At 59.9% G+C, this 16182-nt stretch carries 19 protein-coding genes and 2 riboswitches; of the genes, 9 read left to right on the top strand and 10 right to left on the bottom strand.

Annotated features, from left to right (window positions below):
• Positions 1-265: 265 nt before the first annotated feature.
• From PRZ01_RS08275 to PRZ01_RS08265, 3 genes are all read left to right on the top strand, one after another.
• On the top strand, positions 266-715 hold the full coding sequence (locus PRZ01_RS08275; RefSeq protein ID WP_273596295.1) for a PRC-barrel domain-containing protein: 450 nt from the start codon (positions 266-268) through the stop codon (positions 713-715).
• Between the two features lie 111 nt (positions 716-826).
• Positions 827-985, top strand: coding sequence for a DUF3309 domain-containing protein (locus tag PRZ01_RS08270; RefSeq protein ID WP_273596294.1), 159 nt, complete (start codon positions 827-829; stop codon positions 983-985).
• A 24-nt stretch (positions 986-1009) separates the two neighbouring features.
• Positions 1010-2371, top strand: coding sequence for a PQQ-dependent sugar dehydrogenase (locus tag PRZ01_RS08265; RefSeq protein ID WP_273596293.1), 1362 nt, complete (start codon positions 1010-1012; stop codon positions 2369-2371).
• Positions 2372-2757: 386 nt separating this feature from the next.
• Here PRZ01_RS08265 and PRZ01_RS08260 read toward each other — a convergent pair whose 3' ends face one another.
• The 4 genes from PRZ01_RS08260 to PRZ01_RS08245 all read right to left on the bottom strand — a co-directional run bounded on the left by PRZ01_RS08260 (position 2758) and on the right by PRZ01_RS08245 (position 5041).
• Positions 2758-3111 carry a hypothetical protein gene (locus PRZ01_RS08260; protein ID WP_273596292.1) on the bottom strand — a complete coding sequence of 118 codons (354 nt, stop codon included), beginning with the start codon at positions 3109-3111 and terminating at the stop codon, positions 2758-2760.
• Positions 3112-3154: 43 nt separating this feature from the next.
• Positions 3155-3319 (bottom strand): DUF1328 domain-containing protein, encoded by a 165-nt coding sequence (locus PRZ01_RS08255; protein WP_273596291.1) that lies wholly within the window; start codon positions 3317-3319, stop codon positions 3155-3157.
• 178 nt (positions 3320-3497) lie between these two features.
• Positions 3498-4850, bottom strand: a complete 1353-nt coding sequence (locus PRZ01_RS08250; protein WP_273596290.1) for a sensor histidine kinase — start codon at positions 4848-4850, stop codon at positions 3498-3500.
• Positions 4847-5041, bottom strand: coding sequence for a hypothetical protein (locus tag PRZ01_RS08245; protein ID WP_273596435.1), 195 nt, complete (start codon positions 5039-5041; stop codon positions 4847-4849). The genes PRZ01_RS08250 and PRZ01_RS08245 overlap by 4 nt, the downstream gene beginning before the upstream one ends.
• On the opposite strand from PRZ01_RS08245, the gene PRZ01_RS08240 reads away from it, so the two are divergent.
• On the top strand, positions 4955-5539 hold the full coding sequence (locus PRZ01_RS08240) for a response regulator (RefSeq protein ID WP_273596427.1): 585 nt from the start codon (positions 4955-4957) through the stop codon (positions 5537-5539). The genes PRZ01_RS08245 and PRZ01_RS08240 overlap by 87 nt on opposite strands.
• A gap of 10 nt (positions 5540-5549) precedes the next feature.
• Here PRZ01_RS08240 and PRZ01_RS08235 read toward each other — a convergent pair whose 3' ends face one another.
• Positions 5550-5951, bottom strand: coding sequence for a response regulator (locus tag PRZ01_RS08235; RefSeq protein ID WP_273596289.1), 402 nt, complete (start codon positions 5949-5951; stop codon positions 5550-5552).
• 361 nt (positions 5952-6312) lie between these two features.
• Between PRZ01_RS08235 and PRZ01_RS08230 the strand changes: the two genes are divergently transcribed.
• The 3 genes from PRZ01_RS08230 (at position 6313) to otnI (ending at position 8344) form a co-directional block, all read left to right on the top strand.
• Positions 6313-6456, top strand: a complete 144-nt coding sequence (locus tag PRZ01_RS08230; RefSeq protein WP_273596288.1) for a hypothetical protein — start codon at positions 6313-6315, stop codon at positions 6454-6456.
• A gap of 52 nt (positions 6457-6508) precedes the next feature.
• Complete coding sequence (locus PRZ01_RS08225; protein WP_273596287.1) at positions 6509-7057, top strand: hypothetical protein; 549 nt, start codon at positions 6509-6511, stop codon at positions 7055-7057.
• A 492-nt stretch (positions 7058-7549) separates the two neighbouring features.
• Positions 7550-8344, top strand: a complete 795-nt coding sequence (gene otnI, locus PRZ01_RS08220; RefSeq protein WP_273596286.1) for a 2-oxo-tetronate isomerase — start codon at positions 7550-7552, stop codon at positions 8342-8344.
• Here otnI and PRZ01_RS08215 read toward each other — a convergent pair.
• From PRZ01_RS08215 to PRZ01_RS08195, 5 genes are all read right to left on the bottom strand, one after another.
• Positions 8316-9074 carry a sulfite exporter TauE/SafE family protein gene (locus PRZ01_RS08215; protein WP_273596285.1) on the bottom strand — a complete coding sequence of 253 codons (759 nt, stop codon included), beginning with the start codon at positions 9072-9074 and terminating at the stop codon, positions 8316-8318. The genes otnI and PRZ01_RS08215 overlap by 29 nt on opposite strands.
• Positions 9075-9216: 142 nt before the next feature.
• The gene (locus PRZ01_RS19235) at positions 9217-10341 is read right to left on the bottom strand and encodes a GGDEF domain-containing protein (RefSeq protein ID WP_273596284.1); all 1125 of its coding nucleotides are present in this window, start codon (positions 10339-10341) and stop codon (positions 9217-9219) included.
• Positions 10342-10539: 198 nt separating this feature from the next.
• Positions 10540-12096: a Do family serine endopeptidase gene (locus PRZ01_RS08205; RefSeq protein WP_273596283.1), complete on the bottom strand. Its 1557-nt coding sequence runs from the start codon at positions 12094-12096 to the stop codon at positions 10540-10542.
• A 63-nt stretch (positions 12097-12159) separates the two neighbouring features.
• Positions 12160-13467: an ATP-binding protein gene (locus PRZ01_RS08200; protein WP_273596282.1), complete on the bottom strand. Its 1308-nt coding sequence runs from the start codon at positions 13465-13467 to the stop codon at positions 12160-12162.
• Between the two features lie 50 nt (positions 13468-13517).
• Positions 13518-14177 carry a response regulator gene (locus PRZ01_RS08195; RefSeq protein ID WP_273596280.1) on the bottom strand — a complete coding sequence of 220 codons (660 nt, stop codon included), beginning with the start codon at positions 14175-14177 and terminating at the stop codon, positions 13518-13520.
• Positions 14178-14278: 101 nt separating this feature from the next.
• Positions 14279-14382: riboswitch (glycine riboswitch) on the top strand.
• A gap of 9 nt (positions 14383-14391) precedes the next feature.
• Positions 14392-14512, top strand: a riboswitch (glycine riboswitch).
• A 51-nt stretch (positions 14513-14563) separates the two neighbouring features.
• On the opposite strand from PRZ01_RS08195, the gene gcvT reads away from it, so the two are divergent.
• Both gcvT and gcvH read left to right on the top strand, forming a co-directional pair.
• Positions 14564-15679 (top strand): glycine cleavage system aminomethyltransferase GcvT, encoded by a 1116-nt coding sequence (gene gcvT, locus PRZ01_RS08190; protein ID WP_273596279.1) that lies wholly within the window; start codon positions 14564-14566, stop codon positions 15677-15679.
• Positions 15680-15781: 102 nt separating this feature from the next.
• Positions 15782-16159 carry a glycine cleavage system protein GcvH gene (gene gcvH, locus PRZ01_RS08185; protein ID WP_273596278.1) on the top strand — a complete coding sequence of 126 codons (378 nt, stop codon included), beginning with the start codon at positions 15782-15784 and terminating at the stop codon, positions 16157-16159.
• Positions 16160-16182: the final 23 nt, after the last annotated feature.

The raw sequence follows: 16182 nt of genomic DNA, 5'->3' as shown, positions 1-16182 counted from the left end.
AAGACCTTCAATGCGTGCTTGCTTGGTCATAAGGTCTCCACAGCCGGGGATTCAGGGCTGATCGATAAGAGCTTCAACCCATGCATCCTCAGAGATACCCAGAGCAGCGTCCATGCGTTGGCGCACATGCCCGAAGCGGGATCAGGCAATGTTGGCGAACGCACAGAGCAAAGGCGAGCTTTCCTCTACCTTGGCGGAACGGCGCTGTTTCCTCATTCCAACGCCAGAGTCGAATCACCAATGAGAAACAGACCTGGAGCCTCAAATGAACTACGAAGAACGCGATCCCTACGGCATCTACCGATCAAGCGACAAGACTGTCGGGCAATTCACCGCGAATTCCCATCAAGGCCCAGGCCCTCGCCTGATGGGGGCCAACACCTTGATTGGCAATGACGTCTACAACGTGGCCGGCGAAGAGTTGGGGGATATCAAGGAAATCATGTTGGACGTCACCAGCGGCCGCATTAGCTATGCAGTTCTGTCCTTCGGCGGCTTTCTCAAGCTTGGCGAAAGGCTGTTCGCGGTGCCATGGAGCGCGCTCAAGCTGGACACTGTGAACAAACGCTTCACTCTAAACATTGATAAGAGCCGGCTCGAAGACGCACCGGGCTTCAACAAGGATCAATGGCCCGATATGGCCAATGCCAATTGGGCAGAGGGCATCCACGCCTACTACGGCAACAAAGTCCATGGCGACATCTTGATGGGCTGATCTCGGCGCCGAGGCGCTAGTCCTTTGGGCGCGTCGGCTTCTCGTTCAAACACCGCCATCTCAACCCTGCCACGGCACCAAGCCTGGCCCCTCCAGTCAAGGAGAACCCACATGAGCTTAGGCACCCTACTTTTGATTCTGTTAGTTTTGATGTTGATCGGTGCATTTCCGCGCTGGCCTCACAGCCGCAATTGGGGCTATGGGCCCAGCGGTGGTCTGGGCTTGGTGGTCATGATTGTGGTGATTTTGCTGCTGCTTGGGCGCATCTAGGCTACCGTCATGCCCATGGCAAGCATGCGAGGAACCTGGCCCGATCCAGGTCTGAGCCCAGGTGCGAAAGCGCTTGTGAGCGCGGCTGCCCTTTTGCTCCTGGGGGCGTGCGGCGAGTTCGCCACCCAGCCCCTGGCGGCAGGGACCGGGATCAAACCCACGCTACCTCCACCGGTCAACAGCTGGTTCCCCACCATCAACATCGCCGAGGCCATAGGGTGGCCGTCAGGACGTACTCCGCTAGCTGCACCAGGCCTGCAGGTCCATGCTTTTGCAAGCGAACTCGAACACCCGAGAAATTTGCTTGTCCTACCCAACGGTGATGTGCTGGTGGCGGAGAGCAATGCCCCGCCCAAGCCCGAAGGCGGCCAAGGCCTGAAAGCTTGGTTCATGGGTTTGGTGATGAAACGTGCCAGCGCTGGCGTAGCCAGTGCCAACCGAATCACACTCTTGCGCGATAGCGATGGCGACGGCGTCGCCAACTTGCGCACCGTGCTGCTTAAAGATCTGAATTCACCCTATGGCATGGCCTGGATTGACGGCCAGCTGTACGTGGCTAACTCGGATGCTGTGCTGCGCTTTGCCTACGTGCCAGGTCAAACCCGTATCAGTGAAGTTGGAGTCAAGGTGCTGGATCTGCCCGCAGGGCCAATCAACCACCATTGGACCAAAAACCTGCTGGCCAGCAATGACGGCCAGCGCCTTTACATCACGGTGGGTTCCAACAGCAATGTAGGCGAGCGGGGACTCGGCGCCGAAGTTGGGCGTGCCGCCATCTGGGAGCTCACACTCAAGTCGGGTCGCAGCAGAGCTTTCGCGACCGGTATGCGCAATCCCAATGGCATGAGTTGGGTGACCGCTACCGGAGAGGCCGACACCTTGTGGGCCGTGGTCAACGAGCGCGATGAGCTCGGCAGCGATTTGGTGCCCGACTATCTGAGCTCAGTACATGAGGGCGATTTCTACGGCTGGCCTTTCAGCTACTACGGCGCCCATGTCGACATCCGCGTGCAGCCATCGGCCCCCGATCAGGTCGCCCGTGCGCGAGTGCCGGACTTCGCCTTGGGGGCTCACACAGCGCCACTGGGTTTGGCATCCGCGAAGGGGAATCGCCTCTCCGCCAATTTCGCCAACGGCATGTTCATTGGCATGCATGGATCATGGAATCGCCGACCGCAAAGCGGCTACAAAGTGATTTTCGTGCCCTTCGCCAAGGGCCGTCCCATAGACGGGCCAGTGCAGGATGTTTTAACCGGCTTTCTCAACGCCGAGGGTCAAGCCTACGGGCGCCCGGTCGGAGTAGCCCTTGACTCCAGCGGAGCCCTGCTGGTGGCTGACGACGTTGGCAATGTGGTTTGGCGCGTCAGCCGCCTCAAGCCGGAATGATCGAAATCAGCAAGCTCCGACGAAGACGGCGCGCCATTGCCAGCCAAGCAACTCAGCCCATCGATTTTCTAAACCCAAAGGTTCGCGATGAAACGCAAACACACAAGACCAGCACCCAAGTCTGCCCTTGACGCCGCCACTAAGGCGCTGGGTTTACCTCAACAAAAAACAGACTTCACAGCGGAAGGGGCGCCGCCACCAGGGCGGGCTTCGGGTACGGCAACTGCCAACGAAGCGCCGCCGCCCGAACACTGCAAAGCGTCGCCGCAAGGCCCGCTCTGCTAAACCGAGGTCCCATCCCAACAACTCGGCACAAGCTTGCGCATGGCCTGCCAAGACAGCAGGTTCGTTGGAAAGCAAAAGAGCCAGTTCTTGTATGCGCTGAATCAGCCTCGGCTGCGGCTCATCATGCGGATCAAGGCCATCAGCACTGCGCCAGAAGCCGCGGCCATCAGCACGGACTTGATTGGCTCGTCACGAATGTAGTGAGTGGTACTCACACTCAACCGCGCGGCTTGTTCGCGAATACGCCTGGACTGATCCCGCACGGAATCCATGGTTTGTTTCGCCATGCTGGAGATCTGAGCGCCAGCCTCTTGTTGCAACTCTTGTGCGCCTTCAGCCAAGTCGTTGAACGCCTCTTGCGTCAGTTCTTTGGTGGCTTGGAAAGCCTGTTCGCCGGACTGGCTCGAATGATCCAATTTGCTGGCGGCCGAGGTGGGTTTATGGGTTTCAAACATGATTTTTCCTTTGTACGTGGGGGATGAATAAAAGCGCCCGGAATTAGGGCCTGCGGCTCCAGCCAAGCAAGAAGCTGGCGATGGCCATGACAGCAAAGACAAGGAAAAGGATCTTTGCAATACCTACCGCACCCGCGGCAATGCCACCGAAGCCGAAAACGGCAGCAACCAATGCAATCACAAAAAATACGGCGGCGTAATACAGCATGGCGATCTCCTTATGAGCCGACGATGCGGCTGAACGATAGGGGTCAAAGGCCTGCGGGCTGAGAAGCCACAGGATGGCTTGAGTCTCTATCGTGCCGCCGCCACAAGCGATAGGCGGTACCGCCGACTCCGGGTCAGACGAACCAGCGCGAGGCTGTAGGACGGTGGCTCAGCCTTTGTCAGCGCCTGTGAGGATCAACCGGCAGCAGCATTTGAATCAAGCTGCCCTTGCCCAACTCGGACTGCACCGTCAAGCGACCTCCTTCAGCCTCGATGCGCAATCTCATGCCTAACAAGCCATAGGCAGATCGAGGTGTGACTTCGCTGTCAAATCCCACACCATCATCCCGCACAGACACCTTAATCCAGCCTTCGTCTCGCCCCATCTGAACCCAAATTTGCTTGGCTTGCGCGTACTTGGAGATGTTCGTGATCGCCTCTTGAATGACCCGAAACACAACAATTTCGGTGCTACTGGCAAGTTCAACCGGATGCAGATCGCAGTGCGCCTCCAAGCCTTTGGCCTCAGCGAACTCCCGCACCAATATCTCCAACGTGGCCACCAAGCCCAGATTGCTCAATGTAGAGGGCCGTAAATCTTCAATGATGTTGCGCCCCAGGGCGATGCTGGCGTTAAGGGTGTTAACCAAATGGGACAGCCGTTCAGAGGCTTCGGGTGCTGCGCCACCCAAACGCGACTTGATACGGGCCGCATCCAGCTTGGCTGAAGTCAGCAGCGCACCCAGCTCGTCATGGAGATTGCGGGCCAACCGGCCACGCTCGTCCTCACGCGCGGTCAGGAGATGCTGAGTCAACTCAGTCAGCATGAGTGTGCTGATGGCTGCTTCATCCTTGAGTTGGTCCCGGTCGTCTTGCAGCGTGCGCCGAGAGTCCTGCATTTGATGCGTGAGCTTCAAGGTGCGATGAAGGTACAGGAGCAAGGCCAGTAGACTGAATGCGCAAAGGCCAATCAAACCCACACGGCCGATTGCCAAGATCTTGCCGATTTGCCTGCGCTGCTCGCCAATTCGCCACGCCTCTAGGCGTAGCATTTCGGCCAGGCTTGCCCACAGATTGTTCAAGGGTGCGCCATCAGCCAGCTGCCTCAACCGCATGACGGCTTCGCCACGGCAGGGTTTGCCAGCACATTGTTCAATTTGAGCCAATGCTTGCTGGCGGGCAGCCAATAAGGAATCCATCGGCCGCAGCACAGAAAGAACCTGCGGGTCTTGCTCAAACTTGAGTTCCAACAAGCGTACGGTTGACTCACTCAAAGCCAAGCCTTGCCCAAAGGCTTCCAAATGGCGGCTTTCTTGCGTCAGCAGGAATTCGACTTGACCGGCGTGGGCATACGCCAAATTCTTCAACAACTCCGCCGTCCGGACGGATAATTCCTCATTAGCCGCCATTTTTTCAAGTGCCGTGCTGGCCCGCCAATACGATTGCTCGCTGTGGATCATGAATACCACCGCGGCCACACAGGCCAGCGCCACCACCAGAGTGCCGCGTCTTCCGGAAATCAGCAATTTCATACGCGGGCCCGGCCGAGATTCATGGGATCATCGAAGCAGGGAGCGTCACCGCACATATGATTCGAATCGCGATAGTTGATGACCATGCCATAGTTCGAGTTGGCCTGCGCCAGTTTTTTGCTGAGCAAGCAGATCTTGAAGTCGTGGCCGAGGCCGCCACCGGCCGGGAGGCCATGGAGATAGTTCGTCAAGGCGATGTCGATGTGATCCTATTGGATATCTCGATGCCAGATCAAAGCGGCGTGGATGCGCTGGCGGCCATCAAAGCTCGAGCACCCGACTTGCCGGTGTTGATTCTGAGCGGTTTTCCCGAAGCCCATTACGCCACCACCTTGCTGCGCCAAGGCGCCAGCGGCTATTTGAACAAGGACTGCGACCCTGAGGACATCGTCCTCGCGATACGCACCGTGGCCCGAGGACGCAAATACATCACGGCCGCGTTGGCCGAGCAACTGGCCGACGGGCTCAGCGGCGGCGGCGATCGTCCCCTGCATGAGGCCTTGTCGGAACGCGAGTTGCAAGTCTTTCTCCGCTTGGCCAAGGGCGAAACAATTGGCCATATGGCCGACAGCATGTCGCTCAGCGTCAAAACGGTCAGCACCTATCGAACGCGGGTGATGGAAAAAATGAATTTGGCATCCAATAGTGATTTGACCTATTACGCGCTCAAGAACGGCTTGATTCAATAGAAGAACAAGTTCAAGTTAGCTCGCCTTGGCCGGTTTCGCCCGCCGCCAATCGGCAGCAATAGGCAAGCAAGTCATCTATTTCATTGGACTTATCGAAGACCCGCGCCGCCCCCAGTTCGAGACATTTGCGCCGTATCTCGGCGGTTGCGTAGTTGCTAGACACCACAGCAATGTGGTTTCTAGGCAAGGCGGAAAGCGCCTTCAATACGCCAATCCCCGAGCCGTGCTTCAGGAAAACATCGACGATCGCCAGGTCAAATCGATGCGCATTCACACTCATCCACTGCACCGCCGAAGCTTCATCTTCAGCCGTTCCCACCACTTCAATAGGCCCCAACTCTTCCAAAGTCGCGATCAGGTTTTCGCGAATGACTGGGCTGTCCTCGACGATGTAGGTTTTGAGCTTGGGCATGGAGCACGTGGTTTCAGGTGAGCCTCAAGCAGTGCCAGCTGCAGACAAAAAGGCTCGGTCAAAAGGTCCGCGCCTCAAAAGCCCACTTGATGACCTGCTCTGTTTTTATGACACCTAGTGTGACAGCAAAAGTGTGAACAAGGCAGCACGTATTGGCCCGGTCACCTGTAGGAAAAGACCTACAAAAAACGAACAGTCTGCCCAGACCGCCATTGATGCGAACGTCTGCGTCCTTTGGCTGTACGAGTACCTTTGAGCAGACCAGTAGGACAGGGCCTACCTCTGAAAGCGGTGTCGTCTGCTTCACCGCCCCATGCACGCCCCAGACACTGCGGACTCATTCCCGTCTCACGAGATCCCCATGAATTCCATTCTCCTTTCGCTGGCAGCGATAGCGCTGGTTACTTCATGCGGATTGGCCGCTTTGAGTTGGTTCGCCGCTGACTGTTTTTCGGCTGAGATGGGTCATTACGCATTCGGCACCGGCCATGGTTTTGGCGAATGAACGGCATACGCGCCGGATGCACCCTTCTCTTCCACCACTCCCGAGGAACGATATGAAGAACCAAATCAAATTCAAAGCAAGCTGCTTGGTAGCCGCCCTGCTCTTCATCCCGGTAGCCCAGGCCGCCGTAAGTTCTAAGAGCGAATATGCTGCCGTCAAGGCACGTATGGCCGCTGACTACAAAGTAGACCGCGCCGCCTGTGATGCAAGCAGCGGCAATGCCAAGGATATCTGCGTCGAAAAGGCAAAGGCACGCGAGAAGGTTGGCTTGGCCGAAGCCGAATTCGCCCACACCGGCAGCACCGAGGACGGCAATAAATTGCAAATCGCCAAGGCGGAGTCGGCCTACGCCGTCGCCAAGGAAATATGCGATGAGAAGTCTGGCAACGACAAAGACATTTGTGTCAAAGAAGCCAAGGCTGCCGAAGCCAAGATCCAGGGTGATGTCAAGATGGGCAAGAAGATCGACTCTGCCATGCAAGAGGATCTGAAAACTCAGCGTGACGCCAACTACAAGGTCGGCTTGGAAAAATGCGATGCCCTGAGCGGTGACGCCAAGACCGGCTGTGTCACCAAGCTCAAAACGACCTACGGCAAGTAATTGAGCGCGGGTGGGTCTCGCTTTGCTCAGCGTCCATGCACATGGCTTGGCCCGCCCCAACTCTACATTGCAGCTATGTAATAGAGGAACAGGCAACTAGCCAACTCGTCCCCAGGTACGCACAGCGCTCCATGGCCTGGCCGTAGGAATTCAAGCAGCCACCAACGGGCGCATGCGGCTCCGAGCGCAGTCCGCAACAGAGATGCGCATGGGGCTTCTCTCCATTGAACACTGTCAGGTGGCCTACAGCGCCGACTTCGCAGCCTGCGGACTCAGCATCCTGGCATTAGCCGTAAGCTTCCCCTGAAAAAAGACAGTTCATAACTGGAAAATGTGGGCCTCGAAGTTCCCCCGCGACGCCGCGCTTTCACCTCGCCCAGCCTCACAAGCATGTGAACTCCTGAGCCTGCAGAATGGCTGGGGCATGAACAATCGTCATACCCTCCTGTTCTTGACCGCACCCGAACCTGAAATCAACACCCAGGACAACCCATGCCCCGCTTCGCCGCCAATCTTTCGATGCTCTACAACGAGCATGATTTTCTCGATCGCTTTGCCGCTGCTGCGCGCGACGGCTTCAAGGCCGTCGAGTATCTGTTCCCCTATGCCTTCGAGGCGCACACGCTGGCGCAGCGCCTGAGCGATTACGGTCTTGAGCAGGTTCTCTTCAACGCGCCGCCGGGCAACTGGGATGGCGGCGAGCGCGGCCTGGCCTGCCTGCCTGGCCGGGAAGAGGAATTTCGCGAAGGCTTGCTGCGCGCGCTGGACTATGCCGGTGTGCTCGGCTGCCCGCGTGTGCACGTGATGGCTGGCTTGATCCCGGCGGGCGCCGAGCGCAGCGCATTGCGCGCCACCTACCTCGCCAACCTGGCCTGGGCCGCCGAGCAAGCCGCACCGCGCAGTGTGAACGTGTTGATCGAGCCGATCAACACGCGCGACATTCCGGGCTTTTTCCTGAACCGCCAAGCCGAGGCACATGCGATCGTGGCCGAAGTTGGCGCGCCCAATCTGCTGGTGCAGATGGACTTGTACCACCTGCAGATCGTCGAAGGCGACGTCACGATGGCGTTGCGCAAATACCTGCCCACCGGCAAGGTGGGCCATCTGCAAATTGCCGGCGTGCCGATGCGCCACGAACCTGACCTCGGGGAACTCAATCACGACTACCTGTTCAGCGTGATTGATGAGCTTGGCTTCAAGGGCTGGATTGGTTGCGAGTACCGTCCCAAAGGCGGCACATCAGAAGGCCTGGGTTGGCTCAGGCAGAATGCAAAACCAACGGCTTGACCAGCATCCATGCCGCCGTACAAAGAATCATCCATGCAAAAGCGGCACGCATGCGCTTTTCCGGGAGACGGTGGGCCACCGCAACGCCAGCCGATACGGTGAACAAGCCGCCCAAGGCCATCGGCAGGCCCAGGGCCCAGTCCACCCGGTGAGCGCCGCTGTACGTCATCAAGGCGATGATGGAACTGGGCGCCACCAAGGCCAGCGAGAGGCTTTGCGCCACGGTTTGCCGTTGGCCAAACCAGCCACTGAAAATGGGCGTGGCCACCAAGCCGCCGCCCACACCCAGCAAACCCATGCTGCTGCCGCCGACGATGCCAACCAGCGGCATGAACCGCAAGTCGCGTGCTTTGCGGTCGGGCAGATGCGTGCTTGCAGGTGCCTGCTGGAGCTGCTTAAGAATACGCAGCGACACCGCCAGCAAAAAGACGCTGAAGACCTTTCGCATGAGATCAGGAGGCAGCCGGGTGGCGAAGTGTGCGACAAGCCAGGTGGTCAGGCAGGCCAAAGCGCCAATCTGCAACGCAGTCTTCAAGGCCACGGGATGCCGCTGGCTGTAGCGAAACCACGCTATCAGCAGGTTGGGCACCATCATGACAAGAGCAGTACCTTGGGCCACGGCCTGATCCAAGCCGAAACCCAAAGCCAGCAGCGGGATGGCGATGATGCCGCCACCAATGCCAAACAGCCCGCCAAAAAAGCCGAGCGCGGCCCCTAAAACCAGCATCATCAAAAGTCCTGGCAAATCAAAAGCTGGCATCGCGGCAACAAGATATGGGCAGGCCGCCATGCTATTGGCTCCTTCCCAAATCATCAATGGCGTATACAACAATTCATCTGCAAATCATTTGTGGCGAAGGGTATGGCATCACCTATTCCGCGACACATACCTGATTTCTTCCACCGTGCTTGGCGGCATAGACGGCCGCATCGGCCCGAGCCATCAGCCGCCGAACACATTCGCTCGGATGGCGAATGCCCACGCCGATAGAAACCGTGATGTGCAGGGCGGGTTCATCGATCAAAGGGGCTGCCGCCACGGTTTGGCAAAGCCGTTCGGCCACTTCCAATGCGCGGACATTGGATGCCCCCGGGAGTACCACCACAAACTCTTCGCCACCGTATCGTGCACAAACATCACTGCCGCGCAACTGCCCCCGGATGCATGCTGCGAAGCCCCGAAGCAAGGCATCGCCCACCGCGTGGCCGTGGTGGTCATTGACGGCCTTGAAATGGTCAATGTCCAACATCAACACCGCGAACCCACGTTGATCTCTTGCGTATCCGTCCAAAAGGTCATCAAAGGCGCGCCGGTTCATCAGCAAAGTCAGCGCATCGGTGGCAGCCTCTTGCTCTTTGACGTGGAGTGAGTTGCGCAACTTTTCTGCCAACTCTGCGTTTCGCAGTTGCAAGCGGATGCCATCCACCACGCGGTCACTGATGTTGCGCATATAACCGACTATCAAGAGCAGGAACAGCGTCAAGCCCAGCATGACATCCATGGCTAACGGTTGATTCCAGTGCACAAGCGTACCCAGCAGCGCAATCACCCAAAGCGCCAGTACCTGGGCCCGGTAGGCCGCGAAAAAGGTCAGATAGGTGGGCGCATTGATGGCAGCCGCGCCGCAGATGACCGCGCCAAGCCAGCCATCCAGCATGGGCGATGCCCCCATCAACACCCCCACGACAGCGCCCCAGCAGGCGCCGTCGAGCATGGCGATGCCCATGACAGGATGGAGGTGCTGCGCGCGTTTCGCGCCCACTCGGGCTATCCACTGCAGCCGCAAAAATCCGATGACCCAAACGGCTGCAAAACTGCCAATCCAAAGTTCAAGCAAGTGCGCGGGAATGCGGTCATGGCCGACCCAGGCAATCAGCAGCCACCCCAAAGGTGTGGTCGACAAGGTTCGCCGCATGGCCTGCACACACTGCGCAAAGGCAAGCTCTTGCGTGGCGGCTTCAAGTGATGCGTCTGATGAGGGGCTGAGTTGTTGCACGCAAACACGCGTTTGTCAGCGCGTCTTGGTTTCACTAACTTCAAGTATCAACTGACAAAGCCCCGTCGTTCCTTGGTGATACCGCTAGTTCCCGGTTCGCCGCGATCAGCAGTTCGCGACTTTGTTAACGCTTCATGAGGTGAGTTTTCACATACCGCGGCGCAACGCTCCACCAGGGCCGCGCTGCGCCGCAAAGACTCAACCCATGCGCACGGGGACGAAGATCCGGTCCGCGCCGCGCTGCACCAGCAAGGCGATTGATTTGTCGGCTCCCGCCACAACGGCACGCACCTGCTCAACCGAATTGACCGGCGTGCCGTTGACAGCCAACAGCACATCGCCCGCGCGCACCCCGGCCTTGGCCGCAGCGCCGCCCGCGTTTTCGATCACCAAGCCCTCGCGGATGCCGGATTGCCGTTTTTCCTGTGGCGCCAAGGGACGCAGGGCCAAGCCCAGTTTGCCTTGCGGCGTGCTGGCTTCATCGTTGTCGTCGACTTGTGCGGACTTGCTACTGGCGTCAGCCAGTTTGGCGCTCAGATTTTCAGACTTGCCCTGCCGCCAAACCTCCAACTGGACCTTGTCACCCGCCTGCGCAGCGCCCACCAAAGCCGGCAAGTCGCTGCTACTGACAATCGGCTGTCCGTTGAATTTGAGAATCACGTCGCCTGAGCGCAAACCGGCCTGGGCGGCGGGGCTGCCGTCTTCCACACTGGCCACCAGTGCGCCTTCAGGCTTGGCCAGCTTGAACGAGTCGGCAAAAGCCTGGTTCACGTCCTGGATGTTCACGCCCAATCTGGCGTGCTGGGCGTGGCCCGTTTTTTCGATCTGCTGGCGCACTTTGTTGGCCAACTCGATCGGAATGGCAAAGGACAAGCCCTGATACCCACCGGTCTGGCTGTAGATTTGTGAGTTGATGCCCACCACCTCGCCGCGCGCGTTGAACAAGGGCCCGCCCGAGTTGCCGGGATTCACGGCAACGTCGGTCTGCAAGAAGGGAACAAAGTTCTCGTCCGGCAACGCGCGCCCCTTGGCGCTGACCACACCGGCGCTCACGCTGTTTTCAAAACCATAGGGCGAGCCGATCGCCAACACCCATTCCCCCACCCGCGTGGTGGCGCTGCTGCCCAACGCCACCACTGGCAAGCCATGGGCTTCGATCTTGATGACGGCCACGTCGGTCTTGGCGTCACTGCCCAACACCTTGGCATGAAACTCGCGGCGGTCCGTCAATTTGACGGTGACTTCTTGGGCGCCCTTGACCACATGCGCGTTGGTCAAAATCACACCGTCGCTGCTGACGATGAAGCCGGAGCCCTGCCCGCGCGTGGGCACCTCTCTGCCCTCAGGGCCACCCTGCGCGCCCGGCATGCCGGGAATCTGGAAACGCCGGAAAAACTGGAACATCGGATCATCCGGGTCCATCTGCGGCGTCACACCGCGCCCCGCGGCCTTGCTGCTGCCGACCACGCTGATATTGACCACGGCCGCCCCTTGCTGCGCGGCAATCTGCGCAAAGTCGGGCAAGGCGACCACCGCACCTGCTGGCGCGTTACCTGCGCTGACAGGCCCTTGGGCATTGGGCTGGGCGAGCGCCTGCGCAGAATTTCCTGCGACACCCGCATTGGCTTCGGCCTGCGCGGCGCTCATGTGCAAGACCCCGACCGTACCTGCTGTGGCGATTGCCCCGGCCGCCGCCATGGCCCACACCAGGCGACGCACGGGGACCATGACTTCAGCGTGATTTGACTTTTCCATCGATCGACCTCAGTGCAAAGAGTTGCGATGGACACACTGTGAGCGACCTCACTTAAGTGAAGCTTAAGAAGGTGTTGGCGGAATCGAAGGCAGGGTCACGCGCACACCCAGCCCGCCCAACTGGGCCGAAGACAGCAACTGAATCTGCCCGCCGTGGGCTTGCACAATCGACTTGACAATGGCCAGCCCCAGGCCGCTTCCCGCCGTGTTCGACAGGCCCTCACCACGGTAAAACGGATCGAACACGCGCGCGCGCTCATCCGCCGCAATGCCCGGCCCGCTGTCGTCAATGGCCAGGCAATAGCTGCCGTCGGGCTGGCGCGTCAGGCTCACATCCACCCGCCCGCCGGGCGGGGTGTACTTGATTGCGTTGTCGAGCAGGTTGCGCACGAGCACCTGCAAGGCGTCCGCCTGACCCATGACCTCAGCGGCATCGCATTCACTGACCCCCAGATCAATGGAGCGCCGCTGGGCGGCGTCGCTGGCCTCCACTACGGCCTCCCGGCACAGGGCGCCCAGTTGCACACGAGTTGGCGCAAGCGCCTTTGCCGCCGGGCTGTCCTGGCGTGCAAGTTGCAGCATTTGCTCGGCCAACCGGCTCGCCCGGTCAATGCCCTGCCCCAGGCGCTGAATGGCCAGGGCGCGGGCGTCAGCGTCGTCCGCGCGGTGCAGGGCCTGCCACTGCAACTTCAGCGCCGCCAAGGGAGAGCGCAATTCATGTGCGGCGTCGGCCACAAACCGTTGCTGGGCTGAAAACGCCTGGCTCACCCGCACGAGCAGCGCGTTGAACGAGGCCAGCAGCGGCTGCAATTCGTCCGGCAGGTCATCGGCGGGAATGGGAGCCAAATCGTCAGCGCCACGTTGCGCGAGCTGCGCGCTGACGCGGCTGACAGGCGTCAACGCATGGCTCACCACCCACCACACTAACAAGGCCAATATGGGCCACATCCACGCGATGGGCAGCACCGTGCGCCACGCGAGCTGACCTGCCATGCGGTGCCTGACGGCCAGGTCCTGCGCCACCTGAACCACTTCAAATGGGGTTTGCAAGGAAAAGATTCGGTAGCGTTTGTCACCCTGAGAAACCTCAGAGAACCCCAGCAAGGCGCGCTGCGGCAACAAAAATTCGCCCGGTGAGCGGAACACTGAAGCACCGTCGATGCTCCAGACCTGCACCAAAAAATCAAAGCTTTGGTTCTGTGCCAAGGGAACAGTCACCGTCCCTCGCCCCACGCCACCCCGCAGCGAAAAGGCCATCTGCAGCATTTGATAATCAAAGATCTGATCGGTCTCATTCAACGCCGTGCGGTATGCACTCACGCCCTGAATCAAGGCGCTAACGCCCAAGGCGACCAGCAACAGAACGATCAAGCGATAACGCAAAGACCGCGGCAGGCCTGACTTAAACCAGCCCGCCCCGCTCATTCCCGCGGCACCCGGTAGCCCACGCCGCGCACGTTCTCGATCAGGGCTGCGCCCAATTTTTTGCGCAAGCCATGGATGTACACCTCGACGGCGTTGCTGGAGATTTCGTCCGTCCAGCCGTACAGCTTTTCCTCCAATTGCTGACGCGACAACACCATGCCAGGACGCGCCAACAGGGGTTCAAGCACCGCCCATTCGCGTGCCGACAACTGCACCGGCTGGCCTTGAACAAACGCCTCCCGCGTGGCGGGATGGATGCTGACCCCCTTGTGCTCATACATGGGCTCTGCCCGCCCCTGCGCTCGCCTGAGCAAGGCTCGCACACGGGCCAGCAATTCGTCCAGCTCGAAGGGTTTGAGCACGTAATCGTCCGCGCCGGCGTCCAAACCAGCGATGCGCTGATCCACGGCGTCACGGGCCGTGGTGATCAGCACCGGCATCTGCTGCTTGCGCGCCCGCAAGCCGCGCAGCACCTGCATGCCGTCGCGGCGCGGCAGGCCCAGATCGAGTATCACCAGGTCATAGTTTTGCCCGAGCAAGGCGGTATCAGCCAACTCGCCGTCGCGCACCCAGTCCACCGCGTAATGCTCGGCCCGCAGCAGGTCCGACAACTGCTCGCCGATCATCAAATCATCTTCCACCAGCAAAAGTCGCATCCCATTCACCTTGAATCTGGCGTGATTCTGCCCGGCCGACAGCGTCGCCGGGCGACACCGCACACAAATCGCACGACGGCTGACAAAACCGCCGCTACAATCCGGCTCCGTCAGGAGAGAGCTTTCTAGCGAAAGCCGCCGAAGGCGCAGTGGCAACGGTGATCCCAAGCTGCGAACGCTCAGGCAAAAGGACTGACAAAACGCTCAAAACCGAGCGTTCCTCACTGGAGAGAGGCGGGAGGGGTTTAAACACCCGAGCCCGTCCACCGAAGGGGCAAGCTGCGGGCCATATGCCTGCGGCCAATCTCTCAGGTAAAGCGGACAGCGAGGGCATAACCCCCACCTTCTATGGGTGGGCCTTTTATAGCCCTCGAAAGCCTTCCGCCATGACCGCCGCCCTCCTCAAGACCCCCCTGCACGCATTGCACATCGAACTCGGCGCCAAGATGGTGCCCTTCGGTGGCTACGACATGCCTGTGCAATATCCCGCTGGCGTGATGGCCGAGCACAAGCACACCCGCGCAGCCGCCGGTTTGTTTGACGTGTCGCACATGGGCCAAGTGCTGTTGAAAGGCGCCCAGGCCGCAGCCGCGCTTGAAACCATCGTCCCGGTCGACGTGATTGACTTGGGCTTGTTCAAGCAACGCTATGCCTTGTTCACCAACGACGCCGGCGGCATCCTGGACGACTTGATGATTGCCCGCCGCCCTGACGACTTATTCGTGGTGGTGAACGCCGGCTGCAAGGTGCAAGACATCGCCCACCTGCAAGCCAAGATCGGCGACCAGTGCGAAGTGCTGCCGCTGCCCGATCAAGCCCTGCTCGCCCTGCAAGGCCCGCAAGCCGTGGTCGCGCTGTCGCGCCTGAACCCCGAAGTGGCCAAGCTCACCTTCATGACCGGTGGCTTCTTCAATCTGGACGGCATCGACACCTTCCTGACCCGTTCGGGCTATACCGGTGAAGACGGGTTCGAGATCTCTGTGCACGGCGACCACGCGGTGGCGCTGGCGCGCAAATTGTTGGCCCAGCCAGAAGTCAAGCCCATCGGCCTGGGCGCGCGCGACTCGCTGCGCCTTGAAGCCGGGCTGTGCCTGTATGGCCACGACATCAACACCGAGACAACACCTGTTGAAGCCTCGCTGACCTGGGCCATCCAGAAGGTGCGCCGCGCCGGTGGCGCTCGGGCTGGCGGTTATCCGGGTGCTGCGGTGATCGACGCGCAACTGGCCAACGGCGCTGCCCGCAAACGCGTAGGCCTGGTCAGCAGCGAACGCATGCCCGTGCGTGAGGGCGCAAAGCTCGTTACCGCGGATGGCACCGATATCGGCGTCGTCACCAGCGGCACCCTGGGCCCCACGGTGGGCAAGCCGGTGGCGCTGGCCTATGTCGGCCGCGAGCATGCCGCCTTGGGCACTGAAATCTTTGCCATCGTACGAGACAAGCGCACGCCCATGACCGTCAGCAGCACGCCCTTCACGCCCAACGGCTACTACCGCGGCTGATCTGGCGCAGGCCTCGTCCCTTCTGAAAGGCGCGGCCCCTGTCTTTGTTTGTATATTGGTTTTTCCACCATTTCTTTCGCCCCATTTTTCACGGAGCACAGCATGAGCAACATCAAATACACGCCTGACCACGAGTGGGTCCAAATCGAAGCTGACGGCATCGTCACCGTGGGCATTACCGTTCACGCCCAAGACGCGCTGGGCGATGTGGTCTTTGTGGACCTGCCTGCCGTTGGCACAAGCTTCGCATCCAAGGATGTGGCCGGCGTGGTCGAGTCCGTCAAGGCGGCTGCCGATGTGTACATGCCCGTCGGCGGCGAAATCGTTGAAGTCAACGAAGCCCTGCGCGACGACCCCTCACTGGCCAACACCGACCCCTTGAAGGCCGGCTGGTTCTTCAAGGTCAAGCTGAACAACGCCGCTGAACTGGACGGCCTGATGGACGGCACCGCCTACGACGAGCTGGTCAAGAACAGCTGATGAAGTAGAGCCCCGGCGCCGCT

Origin of the sequence: Roseateles koreensis (assembly GCF_028595305.1) — a bacterium.
Taxonomy (GTDB): domain Bacteria; phylum Pseudomonadota; class Gammaproteobacteria; order Burkholderiales; family Burkholderiaceae_C; genus Paucibacter_A; species Paucibacter_A koreensis.
This window is presented reverse-complemented; position numbering and strand designations above follow the sequence as displayed.

Bases quoted from the DNA above. Each gene is read 5' to 3' on its own strand.
- gcvH (WP_273596278.1), top strand. From the start codon at position 15,782: ATGAGCAACATCAAATACACGCCTGACCACGAGTGGGTCCAAATCGAA.
- PRZ01_RS08270 (WP_273596294.1), top strand. From the start codon at position 827: ATGAGCTTAGGCACCCTACTTTTGATTCTGTTAGTTTTGATGTTGATC.
- PRZ01_RS08260 (WP_273596292.1), bottom strand. From the start codon at position 3,111: ATGTTTGAAACCCATAAACCCACCTCGGCCGCCAGCAAATTGGATCAT.
- PRZ01_RS08205 (WP_273596283.1), bottom strand. From the start codon at position 12,096: ATGGAAAAGTCAAATCACGCTGAAGTCATGGTCCCCGTGCGTCGCCTG.
- PRZ01_RS08235 (WP_273596289.1), bottom strand. From the start codon at position 5,951: ATGCCCAAGCTCAAAACCTACATCGTCGAGGACAGCCCAGTCATTCGC.
- PRZ01_RS08195 (WP_273596280.1), bottom strand. From the start codon at position 14,177: ATGCGACTTTTGCTGGTGGAAGATGATTTGATGATCGGCGAGCAGTTG.
- PRZ01_RS08275 (WP_273596295.1), top strand. From the start codon at position 266: ATGAACTACGAAGAACGCGATCCCTACGGCATCTACCGATCAAGCGAC.
- PRZ01_RS08225 (WP_273596287.1), top strand. From the start codon at position 6,509: ATGAAGAACCAAATCAAATTCAAAGCAAGCTGCTTGGTAGCCGCCCTG.
- gcvT (WP_273596279.1), top strand. From the start codon at position 14,564: ATGACCGCCGCCCTCCTCAAGACCCCCCTGCACGCATTGCACATCGAA.
- PRZ01_RS08255 (WP_273596291.1), bottom strand. From the start codon at position 3,319: ATGCTGTATTACGCCGCCGTATTTTTTGTGATTGCATTGGTTGCTGCC.
- otnI (WP_273596286.1), top strand. From the start codon at position 7,550: ATGCCCCGCTTCGCCGCCAATCTTTCGATGCTCTACAACGAGCATGAT.
- PRZ01_RS08215 (WP_273596285.1), bottom strand. From the start codon at position 9,074: ATGATGCTGGTTTTAGGGGCCGCGCTCGGCTTTTTTGGCGGGCTGTTT.
- PRZ01_RS08265 (WP_273596293.1), top strand. From the start codon at position 1,010: ATGCGAGGAACCTGGCCCGATCCAGGTCTGAGCCCAGGTGCGAAAGCG.
- PRZ01_RS08250 (WP_273596290.1), bottom strand. From the start codon at position 4,850: ATGAAATTGCTGATTTCCGGAAGACGCGGCACTCTGGTGGTGGCGCTG.
- PRZ01_RS08230 (WP_273596288.1), top strand. From the start codon at position 6,313: ATGAATTCCATTCTCCTTTCGCTGGCAGCGATAGCGCTGGTTACTTCA.